This window comes from Paenibacillus baekrokdamisoli, from assembly GCF_003945345.1.
Lineage (GTDB): Bacteria > Bacillota > Bacilli > Paenibacillales > Paenibacillaceae > Paenibacillus_Z > Paenibacillus_Z baekrokdamisoli.
Genome location: NZ_AP019308.1, coordinates 4,872,266 through 4,895,588, shown reverse-complemented (window position 1 = coordinate 4,895,588; position 23,323 = coordinate 4,872,266). Strand labels below are relative to the sequence as shown.

The following is a 23,323-nucleotide window of genomic DNA, read 5'->3' as shown; positions in this document are numbered from 1 at the left end:
CAGATGCAGTTCGATACAGCCAGCCAGACCCTGAAATGCCGCTATTGCGGTAACGAGAAGATTCTCGAAGACGGTACGGAAGAAGAGCCGGAGGAATACGAGCTCAATTTCGCCGACGAAGACGACTCTTCTTTGAAGGATTGGGGTACGGAGCAGCAGTTGATTAAGTGTAGCAACTGCAGCGGTGAAATGCTGCTGCCTGCCACTCAAACCGCGGCTGTGTGCGGGTTCTGCGGATCACCCAAGGTGCTGCCGCAGGGCAATCCGGGCAGCATCCGCCCGGAATCCTTAATTCCATTCCAAATTTCCCGGGACCAAGCTGCCCAAGCTTTCAACCTCTGGCGCAAAGGAAAGTGGTTTATCCCGAACCAATTTAAGAAACGGTCCGTCAATTCCAATCTGAACGGGATCTACGTGCCGTATTGGACGTTCGACACGAATACGGATTCATCATATAAGGCGGAGGTCGGCGTTTATCACTACAGGGATGAGACTCGTACCCGCGTCGTCAACGGCAAGTCCGAAACGTACACGGAGAGAGTCCGTTACACGGTATGGCACTGGACCAATGGCAATTACGAGCAATTTTACGACGATATGCTCATCCCTGCCTCCGAACAATACGACAGCATACTGCTGCAGAAGCTGAACGACTTCGAACTCGACCAGCTAACCCCTTACAAGCCCGAGTATTTGAGCGGGTTTATTGCGGAGCGCTATACCGTCTCCCTCGAGGCGGGCTGGGAGCAGGCAAAATCCCGCGTGGATACCAAGCTGGAAAGCGAGATCCGGAGTGAGATCGGTGGAGACGAAATCCGTAAACTGGACATCCGCACGAGATACATCGACCGGACTTATAAGCACATCTTATTGCCCGTGTGGATTGCGAACTATATGTACAAAAACAATAGGTACCGCTACATGGTGAACGGAGAGTCAGGGAGTGTCACCGGCTACGTGCCGAGAAGTCCTTGGAAAATCATGCGGTTTATCGTGATCTGTCTCCTGATAGCCACCTTTTTTTCCTTCTGGATCGCCGATGCGGTGCGGAATGCTCGCTCTTCCGAAGGCTCGGGGCTGGTGCACAATCAGGGTCCGTCGCAAGAGCTTAAGAATAACTCCCCAAAATGAGAACGATATAAAGTCAATAGGATTCATTCAAGAGCTTGGAACCTAATCATTAGACAAGCGAGAGATTTGGAATATGCGAATAGAAAGAGAGGACACCATCCGCGGTGTCCTCTTTGTTTATCTCTATATTGTGAGGTTGCTTATGTCCTGTGCTCGATTGTCGCGATGGGAAGAGCAGATGAAGGCTACCTTCTCAATCTTAGGCTGCCTTCTCAATCTCTTCCTAAATCAAAGGACATCAGATCTCGCCCCACCGTAATAGGGCCCTCATAGATTTCACTCATACCTGAGATATATGCTTGTTCGGCAATTTCAGTAGTGGCCGGTGCAGGGATGTGATGGGTAAGGACAAGATGTTTGACGCCTGCCCGCCTTGCGATATCTGCTGCTTCCAGTGTGGTTGTATGATACTTCGCGGGATTCGCAAGGGCCTGCGCCTGCTCCGGGTATTGCGCGATCAGCTCATCCAACCAGGGCTTGTTGTAGGCTTCATGCACCAACAGATCCGTCCCGGCTGCATATTTAATCATATTCGGCACTGGAATCGTGTCTCCGGAAATAACCGCCGACTTGCCGTTATATTCAAACTTGTAAGCAACGGCTGGATAGACGGGACGATGATCGACTTCAAAGGCGGTAATCTTAATACCGTCCTTGTCATAGACAACCCCTTCATTGCATTCCGTATATTCGATCTGTGACCCCGCTTTGTCCGACAGATTATAACTGACTCGAAGCTTCACATCGAACTCGAAAGACTCCCGCATCTTGCCGATAATGGCTTCCGTTGTTTCCGGACCATATACTTGCATGGGAACCGATCGGCCTTTGTAAACGCGCTCGGGCGTAATATGAGTCCGCCAGCTGGTAATGAATACATCGAAGAAACCGGCATTATGATCGTAATGATGATGGGTAAAAAGCACATCGGACACGCGCTGGGGCATCACGCCTGCTTTGATCATCTGGTCAACCGCGCCCCCGCCGCAATCGACTAGAAAGGTTTTGTTCCCTGCAAGTACGACGACACTGGGCTTTGCCCGCCCATAAAAGGCGCGAGGCGATCCCGTTCCTAGAAGAATGACAGTTAACTGTTCATGGAATTCGGGCTGCAAGTTATGCTGAGGTTGTATATACATGAGCTGGTATCCCCTTTAAGTCAATTTATTTCCCATCCAGAGCTTCCTTCAGAATCGACAAGTCGATTAAGCCGCTTTGATCAAGGCCGTTTTTATCGACACCTTTCACATAGCCGGCATCGACAGCCACTTGAGCCATCGATTCCAATGCTTTTTGATCAACATCTGTCGTCAGCTTGAGATGCTTCAAAGCAATCTTAATAAGCTCAACATCCAGTCCCTTACCAGTCAACTCTTTCAATTCGTCGCTGACTAGTGGGTATGTTTCCTCCGGGTTTTTCTGTATAAAATCGATGGCATCCAGGTTAGCGTGAATCGCCCCTTTGGCCAAATCACGATGGTCTTTCAGAAAGTCGTCACTCGCAACAAGAATGGTCAATGGATAGTTCCCATCGTTGGGTGGTATTTTATCCCAATCAACTAGGATTTCGCCGATACCTTCGTTCGCAATCTGAGTCCCCCACGGTTCGGGCAGTAGAGCCGCATCGACCTGCCCTTGCTTCATAGCCACAAGTGTGTCTGCTGGCGCCATGGTAATCAATTGAACACCGGACTTATCCGTTGTTACTTTCAAGCCTTGCTGTTCCAAGAGAAGCCGAAGTGAAATTTCGTTCGTGCTTCCTTTGGTCGGAACGGCCGCTAATTTGCCAGCCAAGTCCTTCACGCTCGATATCCCTGCTCCTTTTCGCACCACCAGTACAGCCCCGCCGTTGTTGGACCCGGAGATGATCTTGAGATTACGGCTTCTCACATATTGATTGATGACTGGGCTGGGTCCGACAAAGCCGATATCGATTTGCCCCGTTGCCATCGCCGTCGAGAAATCAGATCCGTTATTAAAGCCTTGAACCTCGATCTTGACGTTGTCCCCGAAATACTTTTGGAAATAACCGTTTTTGATAGCTATGAATGCAGGTGCATGGGTGACATTCTTCAGCAGGCCAATTTTGACTGTTGCCCCAGTAGATGCAGTTGAGACGTCTGACTTTTGGTTGTTTGCAGAGCCGCATCCGGATAGGATAGCGATGAACAATAGGATTACCATGGATAGCACGAGGGTTTTTTTCATAATACATCTTCTCCTTTTCAATTATCTGTTTTATGATTTTGACGTTTGAAGGCCGTATTGCATCCAAATCCGCTCTTCAATCCGTTTAAAGACGAGATGATCGGATATCGTTCCGAGCACCGCAATAACGAGTACAATGCTGAGCATGAGCGCGGTGTCGCCAATGTTCCGTCCCTCTTCCAGCATTTGACCCAGTCCGATTCCACGGGCAATCAATTCGCCGGATACAAGCGCTCTCCACGCGAATGCCCACGCCATGCGCATCCCCGTAATCAGCTGTGGAATGGCAGCAGGCACCATCACTTGATAAAACAGCTTGAATCCGCGGCCCGTCCCGAACATTTGGGCTGACTTGAGGTAGATGGAGGGAATATTCTTAATTCCGCTTCGGCTGGCGATCGTCATGGTCCAAGTCGCCCCGATTGTCGTGATGAACACGACGGCAAAATCGTTAAGACCGAACCAGATAATGGCGAAAGGGAGCCATGCGATACTCGGTACCGTTTGCAAGGCCACGACAACAAACCCAAAAGTCTCATCAAGCAAACGGTTCCGGGCAAACAGCACACCGAGTGTCGTTCCGATGATACAGGAGAGGGCAAAGGCTATCATTATGCGCCTTAGGCTGCCGAGCGTTGCATCAATTAATTGTCCATTTACGATTCCGTCATACAAGGTTTGGAGGGTTTGAAGGGCGGATGGAAATCTCCAGCCCCAATTCATCGTTCTATATGCGATCTCCCAAGTTAGAAGCAACAGAAACAGAAAGATGGCTTTTTTCCAGAATGTATTCACTGCCGTATTCCTCCCTTGCCACTTTCTCCAGTTCATCGGCTAACGTCTCCATGATGCGGCTCTCGATATGATGGAGGACGGAGTCGCCCGAATTTCGCGGCCTCGCCGCTTGAATGGGATATTCCTTCTTGATTCGCCCTGGCCTTGTTGACATGACCAACACGCGATCGGATAAGAGGACGGCTTCTCTAATATTATGGGTGATGAATAGAATCGTTTTTCCCGTCTTCATCCATATGTCTTCCAATTCTTGGTGCAGTAGCAGCCGTGTCTGTTCGTCTAAAGCGGCAAAAGGTTCGTCCATCAGCAGGATCTCGGGATCCATCACAAGTGCTCTGGCAATCGCCACGCGCTGCTTCATGCCTCCCGATAATTCATGCGGATAGCGGTTCGCGAATTTGCCCAGATGGACGAGCTTGATCTGTTCCATGGCGAGCGCATGACGCTCCTTCTTGCGGACGCCTCGCTGCTTCAAACCGAATGCCACATTATCGAGTACCGTTAACCATGGGAATAAGGCATGCTCCTGAAAGACGACGATCCGGTCGGGGCCGGGAGCTGTGATCTTCCTTCCAAGTACCTCAACGGTACCGGTCTCTACTTGCTCGAGGCCTGCCACCAGATTAAGCAGTGTGGACTTCCCACAGCCTGAAGGGCCCAATATGGAAAGGAACTCTCCCTTGCGAATCGTAATCGAAATATCTTCGATTGCAGTGAATTGTCCTCCGTCTCTCTGTTTGAATGTCTTGCTGACGCCCTGAATCTGGATCATGCTGATTCCCCCTTAACCGCTTATTTCCTTATAAATGGGCTAGAAAATGCTCAACGTCATAGATAATGACATGCTTTTTCTCATAATGAATGAGTCCTTGTTCACGCCATCTATTCAAGGTTTCCGTAACGGTCTGTCTGCTGCACCCGATAATATAAGAAGTTTCTTCATGGCTTAATGGCAAAGCAACATGCGTTTCGTTATCCTTGCGGATGCCCAGCTGGATAAGGAATTGGGCTAGCCTCCATGCAACTGGCCTAGAAATCAACGTTTCAACGTATCTCTGCGTATGCAGCAGGCGCCGTGCATTGGACACTGTCAAAGCGTAGAGAACATCGGGCTGGCTCTGGATTAAGCTCAGAAAATGGGGCGCCGGAAGCGCAAGCACCTGGCTGTCCAAAATGCAGCGAGCATAGCGTTGACGCTTCTGCCCGGTTAACACTTCGGCCGCACCGAACACTTCACCCGCGTTTCGCAGAAATAAAGTAATACTCTGACCCTCCTGCGCGAACTGCGATATTTTAACAAGTCCCACCTTAACCAAATAAATCTCTTGGCTCTCTTCCTCATCTCTAAAAATAAATTCGTTCTTCTTGTAACTGCGTGAAACGCCGTGTGCCTCAAAAAAATTAGCTATCGTGGACTGTTCGAGATCACTGTTATTAACGACTACATCCTTCGCATCTGAGGAAGAACGGTCTTTGTCCTTCATGCTGATTAACACCTCTTTAATAACGCATAGGTTTAATTCTTAGTTATCTTATCGGTATATATGATTATAATAAAAACCCGCTCACAAAAACAGTCGGCTAGCCGACAAAATGAAAAATAACTTAGGAAATAGTACGGATTCTGGTTGGCGAATTCGGGGGGATTTTGCTGCCTGATGCCGTGCTGGAGACGTTACAGGAAACTGGCAAACCGGTGGGTTCGGTGGATACCATCTTGTCAGCGATAGTGACTCTTCTGTTTTGAAATCTAACAATGGTGTACACTATGGGGGGAAGGTGGAGGCTGCATGCTAGCGATGATTAAGAATAAAGTCATTGATTATTATTACTCGCTCTCAATCAATAAAAAGATAACGTTGTTTTTTATGGCGGCCTTATCGCTGTTGATTGTTTTGTTGGCCGTGTTTACTTATCGGATATCTTCATCCATTTTAATAGGGAAGGCGATTGAGAACACCGCGCAAAACTTAACTCTGGTATCAGAGAAATTGGAAATCATCTTTGACAATGCAGAGAACTATTCCAAAATTGCGATTACAAACAATACCATTCAGCAAATAACAAGCGAGCCTTCGCTGAACGATCCCCTACAAAATTACAACAAATATGTAACTATGCAGGACTCGCTGCGTAATATTGTGGATGCCAAAACGTTCGTCGATGCGATGATCGTTTATGACCGTAATCATCAAATATACGATTCGGGAAGTCTAGGAGCGATTACCGATATAAGCGATGTGTACTTCAATAAATTTGCCCATTCCTTCTACGGGATCGCTTGGGAGGATACCCGTATCAGCAACTATATGAAAGGGAATAGCAGGAGCGATGTGATTTCCTTATTCCAAAAGTTTAATTCCGCGAAAACGGGCGTCCCGCTGGGCTTGATCCAGTTATCGATCGACGAGAGATATATAGCTAATCAGTATGCCAATATTGATCTAGGTGAGAGTGGAGACATATTTATCGTCAATAAAGAAGGAATAATCGCTTCCGATACCCACAAGGACAGGCTGTACACGTCCATTAGCAAGGATGTTTATTTCCCTTGGGCGCTCACCCATGAAGGCGGTAAAGAATTTCAGGTAGATGGTAAGAAAGTACTTGTTGTCTCACGCAGTTATCCTCGGCTAGACTGGATCATTATTGGCATTGTGCCGATACATGAAATTACGAAAGACAATCAAGTATTAACCGACAGGTTCTTAAGGTTAGGCGTTATTTTTGTCATTGCAGCCATCATTCTTACTCTCTTGATTGCCAAATCGATAACGAAACCTTTGAACAAAATTAAAAGAACGATACAAGAAGTAAAAGGCGGCAATCTTGATGTGTGGCTTGATATCAAATCACGGGATGAAATTGGCGCTTTGGCCAAAGAGTTCAACAAGATGGTCGGCAATACCAAAATACTCATGGAAAATATAATCGAGGAGCAAAAAAAGAAGAAGGAGTACGAACTCGCGGTCATGCAGTCACAAATCAATCCGCATTTTTTATATAACACGCTGGAAAGCATCTGCGGTCTTGCCGATCTCAAAAGGAATGCAGACGTCGTTAAAATCGTGAATCAGCTTGCTCTTTTTTACCGAGGTGTGCTAAGTAAAGGAAGTCCGGTTATTTCGATGGAGGATGAGATCGTCATCACACAAACCTATCTGGAGATCTTGAAAATCCGCTATGGCGATCAAATTGACTATACGTTGGATTTTGATCCAGAGGTGTATAAATACAAGACTATTAAGCTGCTGCTTCAGCCGATCGTAGAGAATTCGATCTATCACGGCTTGAAGAACAAGCGAGGAAAAGGCCATATCCATATTAAAGGTAGCGTCAAGGGTGAGTATTTGGTTATTGTTATAGCCGATGATGGAATTGGTATACAGAAGGAGAAGCTGGATACGATTCTGAACATGGATGAAAGCGATTATAAAAACAAAAGCTTCGGGGTAAAAAGTACAGACGAACGAATTAAACTGTATTTTGGCACCGAATACGGCTTGGATATAGCCAGTGAGTATGGAAAGGGCACGGTAGTAACGTTTACTTTGCCAACTCATGTAACAACACGGGGTGATGCGGAATGATCAAGGTGTTAATTGTCGACGATGAATATTTGGTTCGGGAGAGATTGAAGCAATGCTTGGATTGGCATGCTCTGGGATACGAGGTCGCAGGGGAAGCGGCCAATGGTGAAGACGCCTTAATGATGCTTGAGCATATACCTGCGCAGCTAGCGATTGTGGATATCAATATGCCAATCATCGATGGACTGGAGTTCGCCCAAGCAGTGCAGAACAACCATCCTGATGTGAAGATCATTATCCTGACGGGCTACAGCAGCTTTGAGTATGCGAAATCCGCCTTGCAAGCTGGGGTTTCTGATTATTTGCTGAAGCCGATCAATATGGACGAGCTGACTCAAGTGTTAACAAAGCTGCACCACCGTATCGAGTTGGATATGCAGCAAAAACATCTAAATGTACATTTACAGCAAAGCCTGATGGAGAGCGATAACATTCTGAAAAGGAAGTTTATGCAGTCGCTGTTGGATGGAACTGCATCAGGGTCGCTGCAAAATAAAATAGAGCTGTACTGCCCGAGTTTGCAGGAGGGGACATTGTTCGTTATTGCCGTCAGTATGAATCGAACAGGGGCCGAAGATAAGGATCAACCTTTATGGAAACGGTTCGCGGTATCTAATATTTTCAATGAGATTCTAGTGAAAGGTCAGATTAAATCGTTTGAAATGACCTATGACGAAATGAACAGAGTCATTCTGCTTGTTGCTGTTCAGGCAGTCGACCGAACGGATCCTAATCTTAGCCATGTGCTGAAGGTTTGTTTGGATGCGATTCATGCGGTAAGCAGGCATTTGAAATTTACGGTGACGGCTGGAATTGGATCAGTTGTGGAAAGCATCCATGACGCAGCGCTGTCCTATAGAGAAGCGGTTATGGCCTGTAAGTATACAACCATTTACGGGGGTGACAGAATTATCCAGTTCACGGCGCTGCCAGAGAAGACGATAGCCTACGAGCTGTCGCATATCCGTGAAGCTATGCTAATTCTACTGAGACTAGGAAATGCGTCAGCGGTTGGACAGGAAATCCATAAACGTATCGCTGTCGTATCGGAGCTTGAACCGTCCATTGATAAGCTATATTCGATTCTATATGAACTTGTCGTCACACTACGTATATTTGCTGCGGACAATAAAGTGGATATGAGCCGTTTGATCAGTGAGCCTTTCATTCCTTCTCAGCTTGTGGATGAACTGGAAACGATGGGGGAGATTGAGCGCTGGGTGCAGGATGTATATCACAACGTCATGATGCAGGCTAACAGCCTGATCCAATCGACTCCGGCTAAGCTTGTGGAAAAGGCCAAACAGTATATGGACGATAATTACGGAAATGAAGAGATGGATTTAACCGAAATCGCCGGAATCATATTCGTTAATCCTACCTATCTCAGCCGCATCTTTAAGAACGAGACAGGTTACTCTGTTGTGGAGTATTTAACGAGACGCAGGATGATCAAAGCGAAGGAATTAATCGAGCAAGGCTGCAAAAATTTATATTTTATTGCCGAGTCCGTGGGCTATAAGGATGCGCATTATTTCAGCAAATGCTTCAAGAAGTATTACAGTGTTACGCCTTCTAAATTTATTTCGGTTGATTAGGGCAAGATAAGATATTCCCCCTACAGTAAAGATATTGCATTTCATAGTACGGTTGCTCTCCTTATAATAAGGCTATGTCGGGCCGACAAAGCATTTACTCATCCAGCGTCTTCATTCAAAAAAGGGAGGTCAACCTATTATGTCCAAAAGAGCATTTTCGTTAGCACTCATCTCCATCCTGACCGTATCATCCATATTGGCTGGCTGCGGCAGTTCAAAAGATAATAGTACGAATACAACAGGTTCGACGACAAACGGCGGCAGTAAAGAAGAGAAAGTAACTGTTCGCATCATGACAAGAAGTGCTGGTACAAGCCCGACTGTAAGCGCTTACCAAGGCTTATTGAAGAAATTCATGGCTGACAATCCGAATATTACCGTTGTAGACGAATCCTTGAACGATGAGGCGGCTTTCAATAATAAATTCAAAACGGGCCTAGCTACAGGGAACTTGCCTGAGATTTGGCTGAACTACGGTGGAGAATCATTTAAAGAGTATGCCAAGAATGTGGCTTTGGATCTGGAGCCTTTCTTGAAAGAAGATACCAAATGGGCTGGAGACTTCTTGCCGCTGCTTGATACTTGGAAATATAAAGACCTGCCTGGAACATTCGGTGTTCCGACTGAATTCTACAGTGTAGCGGTCTATTACAATAAAGAACTATTCAAAAAAATCGGTGCAGAGCCGCCAAAATCGGTGGAAGAAATTCCTGCGCTGGTAGAAAAGTTTAAAGCGATTAATGTGGTACCGATGGCGATGGGAGATAAAGAAAACTTCCGCGGCGGACATCTATTAACGAACTTGTCGCTTAAGAAATACGGCTTCAAGAAAACGCAGGATCTGATGAATGGGACTGCAAAATGGAATGATCCAGACATGGTTTCCTTGCTCCAAACGATGAAGGATTGGCAGGATATGGGTGTGTTCGGCAAAAACATCGTAACGATGGACAGCAATACGGCAACGACGATGTTCTTCGATGGCAAAAGCGCGATGCTCTTCGAAGGTGTATGGGCTCTTTCACAGATGGCAGCTTCACCAATCGTCGATAATATTGGCGTCATTGCATTCCCTGGCTTTAAAGATAAGCCGGATCTGAAAGACAACTGGTTTGGAGGAGCAGGCGGGTATTCCGTATCCAAGGCTGCTACCGGAGCAACGCAAGCTGCAGCGGTTAAGCTGGTTAAGTATTTGACGTCGGTGGATACCTTTAAACAATACTTGAAGGAAACAAAAGGCGGCGTATATCCAGTTAAAATGGATGTCGATCCAGCTGCTGTAGATAAAGTTACCGCTGAATATATGAAGGCTCTTGATACGTCTTCCGATTTCAAAGGTGAAATTGAAGAATACAGCTCGTTAACGCAATTACAGGATAAAGTCCGTAATGAAGTCCAAGGGATGTTCGCAGGCAACAGTCCGCAAAAAACAGCCGATGCCATCCAAGGCTTCGTGGATGCTAACAAAAAGTAAAATCGAACCTTACAACCCATCATACCGCCTGTCTTCAGGGGGTATGATGGAGCCTTTAAGGCGGTTCGGGGTTTAGTGGAAGGAGTAATATGGTGAGCAGAAAACCCTATATGATTGCAGCGGCCTTCTTGCTGCCTGCCTTTTTATTGTATACCATCGCGTATGTTGTCCCTATGTTTCAAACCGCGTATATGTCCTTTTTCAGCTGGAATGGTATTAAGAATGTACCGCTAGAATTCGTTGGCTGGGATAACTATGTTCAAATGTTTCATAAACCGGAGTTTTACCGTTCGCTGAAAAATATCGGCATATTCATCATTTCTTCGTTTATTCTGATTCTGCCAATCGCTTTTGCGTTTGCGCTGATCATTACGAGCAAATTGAAAGGTAAGCGTTTTTTTAAAGTTGCTTTTTTCATGCCGTCTATTCTTCCGCTTACTGCAGTCGGTTTAATGTGGCAGTTTCTGTTAAAGGGAGACGGAGGACTTGTTAATGTCGTTATATCTGCTTTAGGCATGAGCTCATTGACGAGAGATTGGCTTGGAGAACCCGCTATCGCCATTTATGTAGTCGTGATCGTCAATGCGTGGATATATTGCGGATTGAACATGATCATCTTTGCCAGCGGACTTGTTGCTATACCAGAGGATCTATATGAGGCTGCGTCATTGGATGGAGCGAACGGGTTCAAGCGGTTGATGCTTATAACGGTACCGCTCATGCAAGAGACGTTCAAGATCTTCTCGATATTAGCAGTTACGCAGTCGTTAAGAGTGTTCGGGCAGATCTTTGTCATGACTAACGGGGGACCGAACGGGGCGACAGATGTTCCAACAACCTTGCTTTATTACGAATCTTTCAAATATAACAATTTCGGCGTGGGCAACAGTATCGGCACCTTTATTATCGTTGCGGCATTAGCTTCGACTGTGCTATTAAATCAGCTGATGAATTCGCGCAGCTCAAGATAATCAAGATCGGCAGGTGATACAGAAGATATGACAAGCATTAATAAGTGGAGCATCTATGTTTTTTCAGTAATTTGTTCGGTGGTTTTGATTTATCCGCTGGTGTTCACGCTGCTCTCTTCCTTCAAAGATAATACGGGCATCTACAGCAGCAAAATATTCGCTCTACCCACTATATGGCTGTGGAGCAACTATAAAATGGCATTTTCTGAAGCGCATATCGATCATGCTGTTCTAAACTCGTTTCTATATGCGATTGCAGGTACATGCGTGACCTTGATATTGGGTACTATGGCATCGTATGTGCTGTCTAGATTGAATTTCAAATGGAATGGATTCATTTATATCTATTTTATTCTTGGGCTGATGATCCCGGTCTTCTCTCTTATTATCCCGATTTCACGGATGATTGGAAGCTTTAGCGGCTTCAATAACTACTTGGTTATGATTATTCTCTACGGCACATTTGAGCTTCCATTAACGATCTTCCTCATTACCGGGTATATGAAAGGCATTCACAAAGAAATCGATGAATCTGCAGTAATGGACGGTTGTGGTCCATTCCGGTTCTTGTTTCGAATATTGGCTCCATTAGCGATGCCCGCAATTTCAACAGCCGGCATTTTGGCTTTTTTCAGTATTTATAATGACCTCATGTGGAACGTCATTCTGATTACGGATCGGAACATGTATAACATCTCGATGGCTTTGATGTCGTTTGTCGGAGAGCGCGGGGCCGCACAGATGGGGCCTACCTTTGCAAGTATTTCACTAACGATCATTCCTACCGTCGTCGTCTACTTGCTGTTCCAGGAGAAAGTAGAAGGCGGTCTGAGCTCAGGCGCGGTGAAAGCATAATATAAGGGAGAAGGAATTAGGATGCGGTTTAGACAAGTTCATTTGGATTACCATACATCAGAAATGATTAACAATATCGGAGGCCAATTCTCCAAACAGCAGTTTCAGGATATGTTGAAGGTTGGGCATGTCGATTCGATTACGATATTCGCTAAATGCCATCACGGCTGGGCGTATTTCCCTTCGGAAACGAATGAAATGCATCCCCATTTGTCATTCGATTTGCTCGGGGCTCAGATTGAAGCTGCACATGAGATTGGTGTAAAGACGCCTATTTATCTTTCGGTAGGGTTTGACGAGAAGGTGGCGCGGCGCCATCCGGAGTGGTTGATGCGGGATGAGAACGATCAGACCAACTGGGTGAAAGGGTTTATGACGCCAGGCTGGCATCAATTTTGCCTGAATTCGCCTTATCTAGATTTGATGGTCAGCCAGGTTGAAGAAGTGGTGCGAAAGTATGATGGCGACGGTATATTCCTGGACATCGTAGGGGTACGTACCTGCTATTGCCATACTTGTGTGGCTGATCTGAGAGCGGAAGGCAAAGATCCTCGCAACAAAAAGGATGTTATTGCGCAGGGTGAGCGAATTTATGCGAACTATACGGGGCGGATGCGAGAAGCGATCCATGCGATTAAGCCGGGCATGTCGATTTTCCATAATGCAGGGCATATCTCACAGGGCCGTAGAGATTTGGCGGCGATGAACACGCATCTTGAAGTGGAGTCTTTGCCGACAGGCGGCTGGGGCTATGATCATTTCCCGCTGTCTGCGCGCTATGCACAATTGCTAGGCATGGATTTCCTCGGTATGACCGGTAAGTTCCATACATTCTGGGGAGAGTTCGGCGGATACAAGCATCCGAATGCTCTTCGGTATGAGACAGCTTTAAGCCTTGCAAACGGAGCTCGCTGCTCGATCGGTGACCAGCTGCATCCGGAAGGATTGATGGATCGGGGCACTTATGAGCTAATCGGTGCAGCGTATGCGGAAGTAGAGCAAAAAGAAGCATGGTGCACAGATACGACCAATCTAGCAGATATTGCTTTATTGACAGCTGAAGCAGCCGGTGTTGGCGATATGAGTAGTTCCATGTTTACGGGACGAGCCGATGCGGGCGCGGTGAGAATGCTGCTTGAAGGTAATTTCTTGTTTGATGTTGTCGATATGGAGACCGACTTTAATCCCTATAAAGTGATGGTTTTACCAGATCAAATTGTTATCTCCGATAAGCTGCAAGCGAAGCTTGACGCGTTCTTCCAACAGGGCGGTAAAGTGCTTGCAACGGGTAAATCGGGTTTGAATACAGAGGGAAATGAATTCGTAATCGACTTGGGTGTAAAACACATCATGGAGAATCCTTTCAAGCCTGACTACTTCCGTCCAGCGTTTGCGCTGCAGAGCTTAGGCCAGTCTTCCTTCATTATGTACGCGCAAGGCCAGAAAGTTGCTTTGAATGGCGGAACTGTGCTGGGACGGCGCGAGGATCCTTACTTTAACCGTGATGTATTTACCTTCTGCTCCCATCAACATACTCCAAGCAGCATGAATGATGGTGGACCGGGTATGGTGGAAAGCGACAAGGGCATTTATATGGCATGGAACGTGTTTGAAGATTACGCCGTCAAAGGAAGCTTAGTGCTGAAGGAGATGGTCGTTTACGCTTTAAATCGATTATTGCCAGAAAAAACACTGACTACTAACCTTCCCGCACAGGGCATTGTCACGCTGCAAGAGCAAGCTAAGGAAGCAAGAATCGTTAATCATCTCCTGTATGCATCGCCGGTAAAACGGGGAGAGGACGTGGAGATTATCGAGGATATTCTGCCTTTGTATGATATCTCCGTAGCGGTAAACGTGGGGGATCGCAAAGTGAAAGAGGTTTATATGGCGCCGCAGATGACTCCGATTGCCTATAAACAACAAGATCATGTGATTGAGTACGTTGTTCCTAAGCTAGAGTGCCATCAAATGGTTGTTATTGATCTCGTGCAATAAGGGCAAGATCATGCGCTCCAGCTCGAGAATTGAGGGCTTCTCTGAACCTGATTGGTGGGGCTGTCTCAAAAGTCATTTCCGGAAAATTTGGCCCCCAGTTTTCATGTAAAATTCGGGTAAAAAAGAACCTTCAGATCCACTTTCAGTGGCTTTGAAGGTTCTTTTGCACATATTATAGGATTGTCTCACTCTGGTTTACCCTTTTGGGACAGCCTCTTTCTTCATTTTAGGCCTAAACTGAAGACGAAATGTAGACATACATAAGCTTTAAGTGTAAATCAGTACGGTTTAAGATTTATCGGGGTGAACCGTATCATAAATAGGACGAAATTTTGAGTATTTAAATACCGTTCTAAGGGAGTTTTTGACTCTGCAAAAATGGCAGGTAAATACTCCTCTGAAATGATCGGCGGGTGATGTCCTTGAACCAGAATAGGGCTTGCCGTCTTCCCTTTATGCCGCTTCTCAGCCCAGTTTTCGTACTGGTTATAGCGAATCTTGCCCACGAACATCGGATTATCTAAAATATCGCGAATGGCACAGGTAGAGAATGGGTTTCCTATTTTGGAATTGTAGCCTTTTTCCGGTCATTTCATTGGATACACGTGACGTTGTCAGGTCAAAAAGTGACATTCACAATCGCCCATTTTTTTGCTTCCGCTTGATGGATCAACCCAAAACCGTAGTGAGGTTCGGTAGTGGCGTTGTCGGCGGTGTTGCTCCTTACGGCATCGGTCGTAATTCCTTTCATTTTCAAGATGTCTTTAGTGTTTTGGATTAGTCGATTCTGTGTGTATTGACTAAGAGAGTTATGGCCTTCTTTCCTACACCAAGCCCGGAACGCTTCACCTATATTTTTATGGAGCACACGATCGGCAGGGGTTCCTTTAACAATGATTTCTTCTACGAACGTTTCGACAGGATTAATTTCTTCCTTATATGATCCTAATATCTCATCTGCTGCTTTTGATGGAGTGAAAACGTAACCGTTGTCTTTCAAATGACGCAGTCCAAATAAAGAAAAATTTAGTATACCTGGAAGTTGTTTCAGCAGCAGATCATCAATAAGTACATTAGCCGGGTGTGGCATTTTTATTGTTCATATAGGTTGACAATGATAATCGTTATCAATAATGTAAAGATAGACGAGAGTCCTCATGCCCACCTTTCCGCATTCCAGCGGCAGATTTTTGATTGATTCCGAGTTTACACAGTCCAGTTAAAGGAGGAGATTCGGATTATGGCGGCTATTAGACTGATTTATGGCAGCATGACGAGCAATATAGAAGAAATGGCTCAAGCCATCGCTCAGGGGATACGTGAGGAGGGGAACTGACCTTAAAATCGGTTCTCGATGCCAATGCCTCCGAGCTGGAACACTATGATTGTATTTTGTTGGTATAAGCTACGCAAAGCGGAATTGCTCCTCACCTGACAACTGGAACAGCAGCTTGTTGAATTGTATGTACTGCTTATGGTCAAGAGCTGCACAGGATGTACAACGATCGATCTCAGGATTACCGGTAAACTACTATTGAAATGAGGTATGCAATGTGAAAATTGACGTTAATCAGTTAGCAGAGCATCTTGCACATACTCCTTTTCAAGTAGAAGGAGTATATCGATATGCTAGAAATCCAGGTGTGCCTCACGCTGACTATACAGACTCTTTTCCTGGATTTGTGTTTCCACTTACAGGTAAGGTGCAATTTGAATTTAATGGAACGCCTTATATCTTTTCGCCAGGAAAAGTTGTGCATGGTGGTGCAAAAATGAAACTAGCTCAAAAAATGTTTGGTAAAACCGACTGGGAATATATTCTTGTTCTATACCGGATATGTAACTCAGAACTAGCAGAGCCAAACTTTTCTCATCAGCATTTTGAATTATCAACAGGACCATCTCCTCGTCTTATTGAATTAATTATGCGTCTTTGGCATGTGTATAATCAGCGTGGTGGCATTTCGATGTTTCAGACCGAAATGCTATTTCGTGACGTACTGAATGAAGCCTTAGTATGTGTTGATAATAGGCAAAATAGTTGTGAATCGCATACTTTATTCGAACGGGTATCTAATTATATTCATGAATACTATTATCAAAGCCTTACAATCGCATCGCTTGCAGAACAACATAACGTTAATCGAAATCGACTTTCTTACATATTTAGAAGACATGCAGGTATGGGACCAGCAGAATATTTATTAAAATATCGTATAAACGCGGCGCAAGAAATGCTATTTACAAGTGATGCGCCTGTACAACAAATTGCGCAAACGGTTGGAATGGCTGACCCCTTTTATTTTAGTAGAGTGTTCAAGAAACAATGTGGCATTTCTCCTACTGAATATCGAGAGAAGTTCATCAATAATCCATGCTAATTTCAACATGCATCCATTCTAATCCAAAAATTACTTTACTATAATAATGGTTAACTAAAGAAACCATTATGTTGGAGGAATTTCGTATGCAAAAGATTAAAGGACTGCTAGTCTCAATGCTATTATTAGCAGGCATACTAGCAGGTTGTAATGAAGCACCTGCTGAAAATAAAGGATCAACTAAAGAAGGCGCATCTACATCAGCAGTTAATGTAGATGCAACTGATTGGCCGAGAACATTTAAGGATGCCTTAGGTAAAGAAATTGTTATCAAGAAAAAACCAGAAAAAATAGCCTCACTATGGTATTTTTATCCTGAAATATTAGTTGCATTAGGTGAGCCACCTGCTGCTTCGACTGAAAAAGAGTATCTATCTTCTTTATCTTATTTAAAAGGAAAGCTGGATTCAGCTGAAGAATTAGGCAATAAAGTGTCTCCTAGTATTGAAAAAGTTTTATCTATTAAGCCTGATTTTATTTTAGCAACAGAGCATCATAAAGCAGTGTATGATTCACTAGATAAAATTGCGCCAGTCATTACGTTAAAATACAAGGACATCTATGAAGATTGGCAATATGGACTCCGTACAGTAGCCGAGATTATTGGAAAAGAAGACGAAGCAGAAAAAGTAATTGATAAAATGATGAAAGAAATCATAACTGGGCGTGAAGTATTAAAGTCGATGGAAGGAGAGACAGTAGCACTTATATTGTCTTGGGATGGAAAAACTTTTAATGTTCTAGGTGAAGGAAATCCGGTCTATAAAATTGCGTTTGATAAAGAAAAGGGACTGGGGCTTACACCAGATGATACATATACAGGTGCTAATAATGAATTTATTACGTTTGAAGGAATGTCAACTGTTCAAGCAGACCATATTTTCCTTATAGGTGACATTACAAAAGAGGAACAATTAATGAATGGCTTAAACCAAAGTAATGTATGGAATGCTATGAATGCCGTAAAGAAAGGTAATGTCTATTTAATGGATAATTCCGCTATTACTGGTGGGCCATTAGCTACTGAATACGCTATGCAAAATATATTAACTGCCTTGCGTAAGTAGATAATGGTTAGCTCTTACCTGTTCACTGTAACGGTAGCTTGAAGGCCAAAAAATAAGGAGTGATTACTATCCATTACCAAGCGATTAATCTAAATGAGAAACTATCTGAACTTAACGATCTTTGGTCTCTGAAAGTCATTGGTGAAATGAATGACTATCAATTTAAACTCATTAAGATTGCCGGGGAGTTTGAATGGCATAGTCATGAAGAGACCGATAAGGTATTTATGGTGATCGAAGGGGAGATGATCATTGATTTTCGTGATGGTCAGGTTAAAATCTCCAAGGGTGAGATGATTGTTCTCCCGAAGGGGATCGAGATGAAGCCTTCCGCCGAAAAGGAATGCCATATCATGTTGGTGGAGCCTAGAAGCATAGTAAACAATGACGGTACTGAGTCCGAATTAACTGCAGCCAATGATACTTGGATCTAGTGTTTGTTACTAGTACGAACTCAATGTATGAGAAAATGGTTCACTTGACATTCCCACGGCTAAAGCCGCAAGGTCACTAAAGTGACTGGGATTCTTGAGTAGTTAACGTCCTCAATCCATTTCTGCTTTGGACAACTCTCAAGATTAGGGCGTGTCATCGCCCCTCCTAAGACAGTTCATGTTGCATCTTAGGCTGACAGACTGTTACCATCTGCCACAGGTGCGTAGCGAATGTTCATCGCTCCCACAATATCACGATGTTTCTCAAATCCACATTGGCACTTGTATGTTCTATCGTGTGCCTTTTTCTTTTCTGAACATTTCGGGCATGATTGACTCGTATAGGCAGGATTAAAACTTTTCCATTTATCTGACGCGGATTGTAACTTAGCACCCCTAAATCTTGCTAGTCGCACGACGTACGGCTGGTGCAACCTCAGTGGCTAGTAGTTCGATTGCTTCTGCGACTTTCGAATAGGGAAGTCCACCAATGTCGATCTGGGCGATGAAGCGTTTGTGTCCAAACAACTCGTGTTGGTAGAGGATCTTTTCGATGATCTCTTGTGGACTGCCGATGAAAAGTCCGCTATCTGGGCTGGCCATCTGATCGAAGTCGGTGCGGGACAATGTATATCTACGCCCACGTTTCCGCATAGAGTATTCGAGGTAGTTGGCGTAGTAGGGGTAGAATTCATCCCTAGCCTGCTGGGATGAATTTGAAATATACCCGTGACCTGAGACCGCTACCCTGAGCTCTTCCGGATTATGACCTGCCTGAGCGCCCGCGCTTCGATATATGTCGACCAGCGGCTTAAATCTGGCGGGATCGCCGCCAAGTATGGCCAGTGCCATTCCTGTTCCCAGCATGCCGGCCCGCGCTGCGCTCTCCGGGGTACCTCCAACACCAGTCCAGATCGGCAGTGATTGTTGCATGGGACGTGGTGCGATCTCTGCATCGCGCAGGGGTGTGCGGAGATTACCGTTCCATGTGATTCGATCGTTATCGTTGAGTTGGAGCAGCAATTTGATTTTTTCATTGAAAAGGTCATCATAGTCTTCTAGATTATAGCCAAACAGTGGGAAGGATTCTACGAAAGCTCCGCGACCGGCGATGATTTCAGCACGGCCATTCGAGAGTAGATCCAAAGTGGCAAAATCCTCAAACACCCGCACCGGATCTGAGCTGCTCAGCACTGTGGTTGCGCTAGTCAATCGGATGCGCTGGGTGGCTTGAGCAATGGCAGCTAGCACAACTGGAGTAGCAGATACAGCGAAATCCAGACGATGGTGCTCTCCTATGCCAAAGACATCGATACCAGCCTCATCGGCTAGCTTCGCTGCGGCCAATATTTCCTGAAGACGCTGTTGTGGACTGATCGCACGATGGGTCTGTGGATGGGGAAAGAGATCCCCGAAGGTATAGAGACCTATCTCTATTCCTGAGTCATTCATGCTTGTTGAACCGGTCTTTTTTTGCATATGAATTTCTCCTATTCATGAGTGAATTAGCCCCGCGGATTAATTTGCCGAGGGGCAGTTTGTGCAGCGCTGTTTTGCCTTGGAACCAAAGTCCACCTGTTGTGTCAAGGAATTGTTTCATCTGTGAGGGCATGTTTCCAAATCGTGTAGGGATACTAAAAATGATGGCATCTGCCCATTCGATATCAATCAAAGTTACTTAGGGACATCCTGTGTAGCATCTAAGTGGGACTTCCAAGCTGGATTTTTTCGATGATAGATTGTGGTAACGTTTCTGGAATTTTTAATACTTTTATATCTGCATCAACTTCGAGTGCACCTTCGGACGCCCACTGCGCTAATTGATAATTAGTACCGTTCGAACTATAATAGATATCGCAAGTTTTACATTTGACATGATTATCGCACCTCTGCACATTTATTATTTTGTTCGCTACAAGGGTTAGTATAGACGGTATAAAAATGCTTGAGAAGTAAGCACTATAATGTGGCATAGTATCGTCAAAGATACTATTGAAGGAGGTTAAGGTCAGTATGGATGACAATAAAGGTAAGTGTCCCGGCGCTTATTCGACCATAGAAATCGTGACTGGAAAGTGGAAGCCGATGATCTTGTATCAATTGGCACAGTCGGAATCCGTACGGTTCAATGAGTTAAAACGACTTATTCCAGATATCACTCAAAAAATGTTAACCTCACACTTAAAAGAGCTTGAATTTCATGATATTATTGATCGAAAAGTATATGCGCAAGTGCCTCCAAAAGTAGAATATTCCCTTACGGAATATGGACGTGGGATAGTGCCGATTCTAAGTGCACTACAAAACTGGGGGAAAAATCACTTATCTCGCTTAGAGCAGATGTATGACCATGAAAAGACGGAAATCAATGGATAACTGGGTCTGAATCCGATCAGTGGTATCAAACTCGTTTCACCGTATCATAAGTAGGGCGAAAAAATTTCACTCTTTTACACAGAGAATCCTTTGCATCCCAATATTTCATAAGACTTGAAAGGTTTTTTATTACATGTAGCCACTGCTTAAAAGGCACGTTTTAGTGCTTTTTAAGCAGTGGCTTTTTTCTTGTTCGTTCGGACCTTTTTTGAGCTGGAATTGCGCAGCACACTTCGACTATTCAATCAATACCGTCGAATTGCAGCACGATTAAGTGGATCAGCTAATGTTACGTCATTTGCAGGATAGACTATAACTTACTCGAAAAGTTATCCGAAATTAGGTTATAAACCATTTGACTTAACAAACTACCCGTGATACATTGTGCATATACAACATACACAATTTTATAAGGAGGTACGGTATGCTGGCATTAGACATTCGAAACTTAAATAAGAAATACCCAAATTTTCAGTTAAAAGACGTATCGTTTCAACTGGAAAAGGGCTATATTATGGGGTTTATCGGTGCCAATGGCGCAGGGAAAACAACCACGATAAAATCGATCTTGAAAATGATTCATATTGATAGCGGCGAGGTACACATTTTGGGCAAGAACATCGCCGAACACGAAATCGAATTGAAGCAAGAAATCGGATGCGCATTCGGCGGCATCGATTTCTATACTCGCAGCAAGATGAAAACGTTGACCGATGTAATTAAGAAGTTCTACAAGAATTGGGATGATGAAACCTATTACAACTATCTGAGAAGATTCAAATTGGATGAAAACAAAAAAATTGCCGAATTGTCGACGGGAATGAAAGTAAAGTACAGCTTGGCCCTTGCTTTATCCCATGGCGCGAAGCTTCTCGTCCTTGATGAACCGACAAGCGGACTCGATCCGGTCGCTAGAGACGATCTGTTGGATATTTTTCAAGAGCTCATAGTCGATGGCGAAATCAGCATTCTCTTCTCTACTCACATTACATCCGACTTGGAAAAATGCGCGGATTTTATTACCTTCATCGAAAAAGGGCAAATTATCGCCAGTTCTGAGAAAAACGAATTTATGGAGTCCTATCGTTTACTTAGTGGTAGCGAGAGCCAGCTGCACCAAGTGAAGGACAAGTTGATTTCCTATAAAATCAATTCATTCGGCTTTACGGGATTGATCCATTCCAGAGACTTTGACCCTTCTCCCGATATTAGAGCAACTACGCCGAGTCTTGAGGAAATCATGATTTATTTCGCGAAAAAGGAGGATATGTATGTATAACTTGGTGATGAAGGATTTGAAATTAGGAGTAAATCCTATGTTTTTCGTCCTTCCTTTATTAATGGGTGCTTTAATGCTTATTCCCGGTTGGCTCTATTTTCTCGTCCCTCTGTATTTTTGTTGGATTACGATACCGAATATGTTTGCCGGGTTTAGAACTCAGAACGATTTGATGTTTACCACGATGATGCCCGTAACCAAAAAAGACATCGTGAAAGCAAGGATAACCGTTATTGTCATCCTGGAATTATTACATCTTGTCATTGCGATGATCTATGGCATGATCACGATTCGCTTATACCCGCATTTGACCTACTATTTCTTCGCACCGCACATGGGTTTTTGGGGACTCTGTTTTGTCATGCTCGCGATCTTCAACATAATCTTTATACCCATGTATTACAAGACAGCGTATAAATACGGCGGGGCGGCGACCGCATCCATTACGGCTGCTATGCTTTTTGGCGGAGTCGCACAATGGATCGGAATCCAGAATTCTTTTATCTCTGATACTTTCAATGGTACCGGGGTTGATAATATGGCCCTTCAAATATCCATCCTGATTGCAGGAATCGTGATATTTATTGCATTCACTATGATTGCTTATCGAATTGCGGTCAAACGGTTCCTAAAAGTTGAAATCTTATGAACGTATCTATCTCGAGCACATCTGAAAAACCGATTTATCAGCAGCTTTTCGAACAAATCAGCGCCCAAATTTTGAAAGGGGAGCTCGAAAGCGGCTATTGTTTACCGCCCATTCGACAAGCTGCCCTGGAACTTCGTGTTAGTGTCATCACCGTAAAGAAGGCTTGGGAAGAACTCGAACGAAGCGGTTTGATAAATACAATTACGGGTAAAGGGTGTTTTGTAGCCGAATTCTCGTCCGATGAGAAGCTGCGAGTACGCAACGAAATGATTCTGAAGCAAATGGAAACCGACACATCATACTACAAATCCTTTGGCCTCACCCTAGATGAAGTTATTGAGCTGCTGAAAAAGATTTATTAACAGCCTCGCTATACTCTTGGTAGGTGGAAAGTGTAATTATTCAAAATTACACAAAGGAGTTGAATCGTCTCTCGGGAGCCTCGGCAACTTGATCTTGCTCGGCATGATCAGGTTGGGTCGGCGATGGAAGTCTTCGACTTATTAGATGATTTTTT

Annotated in this window: 22 protein-coding genes and 3 pseudogenes; 15 read left to right on the top strand and 10 right to left on the bottom strand. The window is 44.6% G+C overall.

Annotated elements, in window-relative coordinates; genetic code table 11:
• The first annotated feature begins 3 nt into the window (after positions 1–3).
• Complete coding sequence (locus tag EKN16_RS21590) at positions 4–1,131, top strand: hypothetical protein (RefSeq protein WP_232015920.1); 1,128 nt, start codon at positions 4–6, stop codon at positions 1,129–1,131.
• 212 nt (positions 1,132–1,343) lie between these two features.
• Here the strand turns inward: EKN16_RS21590 and EKN16_RS21585 are convergent, their stop codons facing one another.
• The 5 genes from EKN16_RS21585 to EKN16_RS21565 are packed head-to-tail and all read right to left on the bottom strand — an operon-like array spanning position 1,344 to position 5,618.
• Entirely contained in the window at positions 1,344–2,270 is a 927-nt protein-coding gene (locus EKN16_RS21585; protein ID WP_125662028.1) for an MBL fold metallo-hydrolase, read from the bottom strand.
• A gap of 25 nt (positions 2,271–2,295) precedes the next feature.
• On the bottom strand, positions 2,296–3,339 hold the full coding sequence (locus EKN16_RS21580) for an ABC transporter substrate-binding protein (protein WP_125662025.1): 1,044 nt from the start codon (positions 3,337–3,339) through the stop codon (positions 2,296–2,298).
• Positions 3,340–3,369: 30 nt separating this feature from the next.
• Complete coding sequence (locus EKN16_RS21575; protein ID WP_232015919.1) at positions 3,370–4,134, bottom strand: ABC transporter permease; 765 nt, start codon at positions 4,132–4,134, stop codon at positions 3,370–3,372.
• On the bottom strand, positions 4,067–4,906 hold the full coding sequence (locus EKN16_RS21570; RefSeq protein WP_125662019.1) for an ABC transporter ATP-binding protein: 840 nt from the start codon (positions 4,904–4,906) through the stop codon (positions 4,067–4,069). Before EKN16_RS21570 ends, EKN16_RS21575 begins: the two co-directional genes overlap by 68 nt.
• A 28-nt stretch (positions 4,907–4,934) precedes the next feature.
• On the bottom strand, positions 4,935–5,618 hold the full coding sequence (locus tag EKN16_RS21565) for a Crp/Fnr family transcriptional regulator (protein ID WP_125662016.1): 684 nt from the start codon (positions 5,616–5,618) through the stop codon (positions 4,935–4,937).
• A gap of 306 nt (positions 5,619–5,924) precedes the next feature.
• Between EKN16_RS21565 and EKN16_RS21560 the strand changes: the two genes are divergently transcribed.
• The 6 genes from EKN16_RS21560 (at position 5,925) to EKN16_RS21535 (ending at position 14,620) form a co-directional block, all read left to right on the top strand.
• Positions 5,925–7,724, top strand: a complete 1,800-nt coding sequence (locus EKN16_RS21560) for a sensor histidine kinase (protein WP_232015918.1) — start codon at positions 5,925–5,927, stop codon at positions 7,722–7,724.
• Complete coding sequence (locus EKN16_RS21555) at positions 7,721–9,322, top strand: response regulator (RefSeq protein ID WP_125662014.1); 1,602 nt, start codon at positions 7,721–7,723, stop codon at positions 9,320–9,322. The genes EKN16_RS21560 and EKN16_RS21555 overlap by 4 nt, the downstream gene beginning before the upstream one ends.
• 139 nt (positions 9,323–9,461) lie before the next feature.
• The gene (locus tag EKN16_RS21550) at positions 9,462–10,796 is read left to right on the top strand and encodes an ABC transporter substrate-binding protein (protein WP_125662011.1); all 1,335 of its coding nucleotides are present in this window, start codon (positions 9,462–9,464) and stop codon (positions 10,794–10,796) included.
• A gap of 89 nt (positions 10,797–10,885) precedes the next feature.
• Positions 10,886–11,767: a carbohydrate ABC transporter permease gene (locus EKN16_RS21545; RefSeq protein ID WP_125662008.1), complete on the top strand. Its 882-nt coding sequence runs from the start codon at positions 10,886–10,888 to the stop codon at positions 11,765–11,767.
• Between the two features lie 27 nt (positions 11,768–11,794).
• Positions 11,795–12,622, top strand: a complete 828-nt coding sequence (locus EKN16_RS21540) for a carbohydrate ABC transporter permease (RefSeq protein ID WP_125662006.1) — start codon at positions 11,795–11,797, stop codon at positions 12,620–12,622.
• Positions 12,623–12,643: 21 nt separating this feature from the next.
• The gene (locus EKN16_RS21535; RefSeq protein WP_125662003.1) at positions 12,644–14,620 is read left to right on the top strand and encodes an alpha-amylase family protein; all 1,977 of its coding nucleotides are present in this window, start codon (positions 12,644–12,646) and stop codon (positions 14,618–14,620) included.
• Positions 14,621–14,898: 278 nt separating this feature from the next.
• Here the strand turns inward: EKN16_RS21535 and EKN16_RS21530 are convergent.
• Together EKN16_RS21530 and EKN16_RS21525 are read right to left on the bottom strand one after the other, a co-directional pair.
• A pseudogene (locus EKN16_RS21530) lies at positions 14,899–15,192 on the bottom strand (recombinase family protein); the annotation flags it as partial.
• 47 nt (positions 15,193–15,239) lie between these two features.
• The gene (locus EKN16_RS21525; protein WP_125661998.1) at positions 15,240–15,710 is read right to left on the bottom strand and encodes a hypothetical protein; all 471 of its coding nucleotides are present in this window, start codon (positions 15,708–15,710) and stop codon (positions 15,240–15,242) included.
• A 150-nt stretch (positions 15,711–15,860) separates the two neighbouring features.
• Between EKN16_RS21525 and EKN16_RS33810 the strand changes: the two genes are divergently transcribed.
• The 4 genes from EKN16_RS33810 to EKN16_RS21510 all read left to right on the top strand — a co-directional run bounded on the left by EKN16_RS33810 (position 15,861) and on the right by EKN16_RS21510 (position 18,502).
• On the top strand, positions 15,861–15,956 hold the full coding sequence (locus tag EKN16_RS33810; RefSeq protein WP_375782030.1) for a flavodoxin domain-containing protein: 96 nt from the start codon (positions 15,861–15,863) through the stop codon (positions 15,954–15,956).
• Positions 15,957–16,173: 217 nt separating this feature from the next.
• Positions 16,174–17,001, top strand: a complete 828-nt coding sequence (locus EKN16_RS21520) for a helix-turn-helix transcriptional regulator (protein ID WP_125661995.1) — start codon at positions 16,174–16,176, stop codon at positions 16,999–17,001.
• A gap of 86 nt (positions 17,002–17,087) precedes the next feature.
• Positions 17,088–18,068, top strand: coding sequence for an ABC transporter substrate-binding protein (locus EKN16_RS21515; protein ID WP_125661992.1), 981 nt, complete (start codon positions 17,088–17,090; stop codon positions 18,066–18,068).
• Positions 18,069–18,136: 68 nt separating this feature from the next.
• On the top strand, positions 18,137–18,502 hold the full coding sequence (locus EKN16_RS21510; protein WP_026010820.1) for a cupin domain-containing protein: 366 nt from the start codon (positions 18,137–18,139) through the stop codon (positions 18,500–18,502).
• 188 nt (positions 18,503–18,690) lie between these two features.
• On the opposite strand, the pseudogene EKN16_RS21505 reads toward EKN16_RS21510, so the two are convergent.
• The 3 genes and pseudogenes from EKN16_RS21505 to EKN16_RS21495 all read right to left on the bottom strand — a co-directional run.
• Positions 18,691–18,936, bottom strand: a pseudogene (locus tag EKN16_RS21505) (zinc ribbon domain-containing protein); the annotation flags it as partial.
• A complete protein-coding gene (locus EKN16_RS21500; RefSeq protein ID WP_232015916.1) occupies positions 18,899–19,981 on the bottom strand; it encodes an LLM class flavin-dependent oxidoreductase in 1,083 nt (360 codons plus the stop codon). The pseudogene EKN16_RS21505 and the gene EKN16_RS21500, both read right to left, overlap by 38 nt.
• Before the next feature lie 67 nt (positions 19,982–20,048).
• Positions 20,049–20,378 (bottom strand): annotated as a pseudogene (locus EKN16_RS21495) (NAD(P)H-dependent oxidoreductase); the annotation flags it as partial.
• A 137-nt stretch (positions 20,379–20,515) separates the two neighbouring features.
• On the opposite strand from EKN16_RS21495, the gene EKN16_RS21490 reads away from it, so the two are divergent.
• From EKN16_RS21490 to EKN16_RS21475, 4 genes are all read left to right on the top strand, one after another.
• Complete coding sequence (locus EKN16_RS21490; protein ID WP_125661989.1) at positions 20,516–20,878, top strand: winged helix-turn-helix transcriptional regulator; 363 nt, start codon at positions 20,516–20,518, stop codon at positions 20,876–20,878.
• A gap of 424 nt (positions 20,879–21,302) precedes the next feature.
• Positions 21,303–22,157, top strand: coding sequence for an ABC transporter ATP-binding protein (locus EKN16_RS21485; protein WP_125661987.1), 855 nt, complete (start codon positions 21,303–21,305; stop codon positions 22,155–22,157).
• Complete coding sequence (locus tag EKN16_RS21480) at positions 22,150–22,806, top strand: ABC-2 transporter permease (protein ID WP_125661984.1); 657 nt, start codon at positions 22,150–22,152, stop codon at positions 22,804–22,806. The genes EKN16_RS21485 and EKN16_RS21480 overlap by 8 nt, the downstream gene beginning before the upstream one ends.
• Positions 22,803–23,168, top strand: a complete 366-nt coding sequence (locus tag EKN16_RS21475; protein ID WP_125661982.1) for a GntR family transcriptional regulator — start codon at positions 22,803–22,805, stop codon at positions 23,166–23,168. The genes EKN16_RS21480 and EKN16_RS21475 overlap by 4 nt, the downstream gene beginning before the upstream one ends.
• The last annotated feature ends 155 nt before the right edge of the window (positions 23,169–23,323 follow it).

Coding starts and splice junctions, on each gene's coding strand:
- EKN16_RS21590 (WP_232015920.1), top strand. CDS start 4: ATGCAGTTCGATACAGCCAGCCAGACCCTGAAATGCCGCTATTGCGGT.
- EKN16_RS21585 (WP_125662028.1), bottom strand. CDS start 2,270: ATGTATATACAACCTCAGCATAACTTGCAGCCCGAATTCCATGAACAG.
- EKN16_RS21580 (WP_125662025.1), bottom strand. CDS start 3,339: ATGAAAAAAACCCTCGTGCTATCCATGGTAATCCTATTGTTCATCGCT.
- EKN16_RS21570 (WP_125662019.1), bottom strand. CDS start 4,906: ATGATCCAGATTCAGGGCGTCAGCAAGACATTCAAACAGAGAGACGGA.
- EKN16_RS21565 (WP_125662016.1), bottom strand. CDS start 5,618: ATGAAGGACAAAGACCGTTCTTCCTCAGATGCGAAGGATGTAGTCGTT.
- EKN16_RS21560 (WP_232015918.1), top strand. CDS start 5,925: ATGCTAGCGATGATTAAGAATAAAGTCATTGATTATTATTACTCGCTC.
- EKN16_RS21555 (WP_125662014.1), top strand. CDS start 7,721: ATGATCAAGGTGTTAATTGTCGACGATGAATATTTGGTTCGGGAGAGA.
- EKN16_RS21550 (WP_125662011.1), top strand. CDS start 9,462: ATGTCCAAAAGAGCATTTTCGTTAGCACTCATCTCCATCCTGACCGTA.
- EKN16_RS21545 (WP_125662008.1), top strand. CDS start 10,886: ATGGTGAGCAGAAAACCCTATATGATTGCAGCGGCCTTCTTGCTGCCT.
- EKN16_RS21540 (WP_125662006.1), top strand. CDS start 11,795: ATGACAAGCATTAATAAGTGGAGCATCTATGTTTTTTCAGTAATTTGT.
- EKN16_RS21535 (WP_125662003.1), top strand. CDS start 12,644: ATGCGGTTTAGACAAGTTCATTTGGATTACCATACATCAGAAATGATT.
- EKN16_RS21525 (WP_125661998.1), bottom strand. CDS start 15,710: ATGCCACACCCGGCTAATGTACTTATTGATGATCTGCTGCTGAAACAA.
- EKN16_RS33810 (WP_375782030.1), top strand. CDS start 15,861: ATGGCGGCTATTAGACTGATTTATGGCAGCATGACGAGCAATATAGAA.
- EKN16_RS21515 (WP_125661992.1), top strand. CDS start 17,088: ATGCAAAAGATTAAAGGACTGCTAGTCTCAATGCTATTATTAGCAGGC.
- EKN16_RS21500 (WP_232015916.1), bottom strand. CDS start 19,981: ATGCAAAAAAAGACCGGTTCAACAAGCATGAATGACTCAGGAATAGAG.
- EKN16_RS21490 (WP_125661989.1), top strand. CDS start 20,516: ATGGATGACAATAAAGGTAAGTGTCCCGGCGCTTATTCGACCATAGAA.
- EKN16_RS21485 (WP_125661987.1), top strand. CDS start 21,303: ATGCTGGCATTAGACATTCGAAACTTAAATAAGAAATACCCAAATTTT.
- EKN16_RS21480 (WP_125661984.1), top strand. CDS start 22,150: ATGTATAACTTGGTGATGAAGGATTTGAAATTAGGAGTAAATCCTATG.
- EKN16_RS21475 (WP_125661982.1), top strand. CDS start 22,803: ATGAACGTATCTATCTCGAGCACATCTGAAAAACCGATTTATCAGCAG.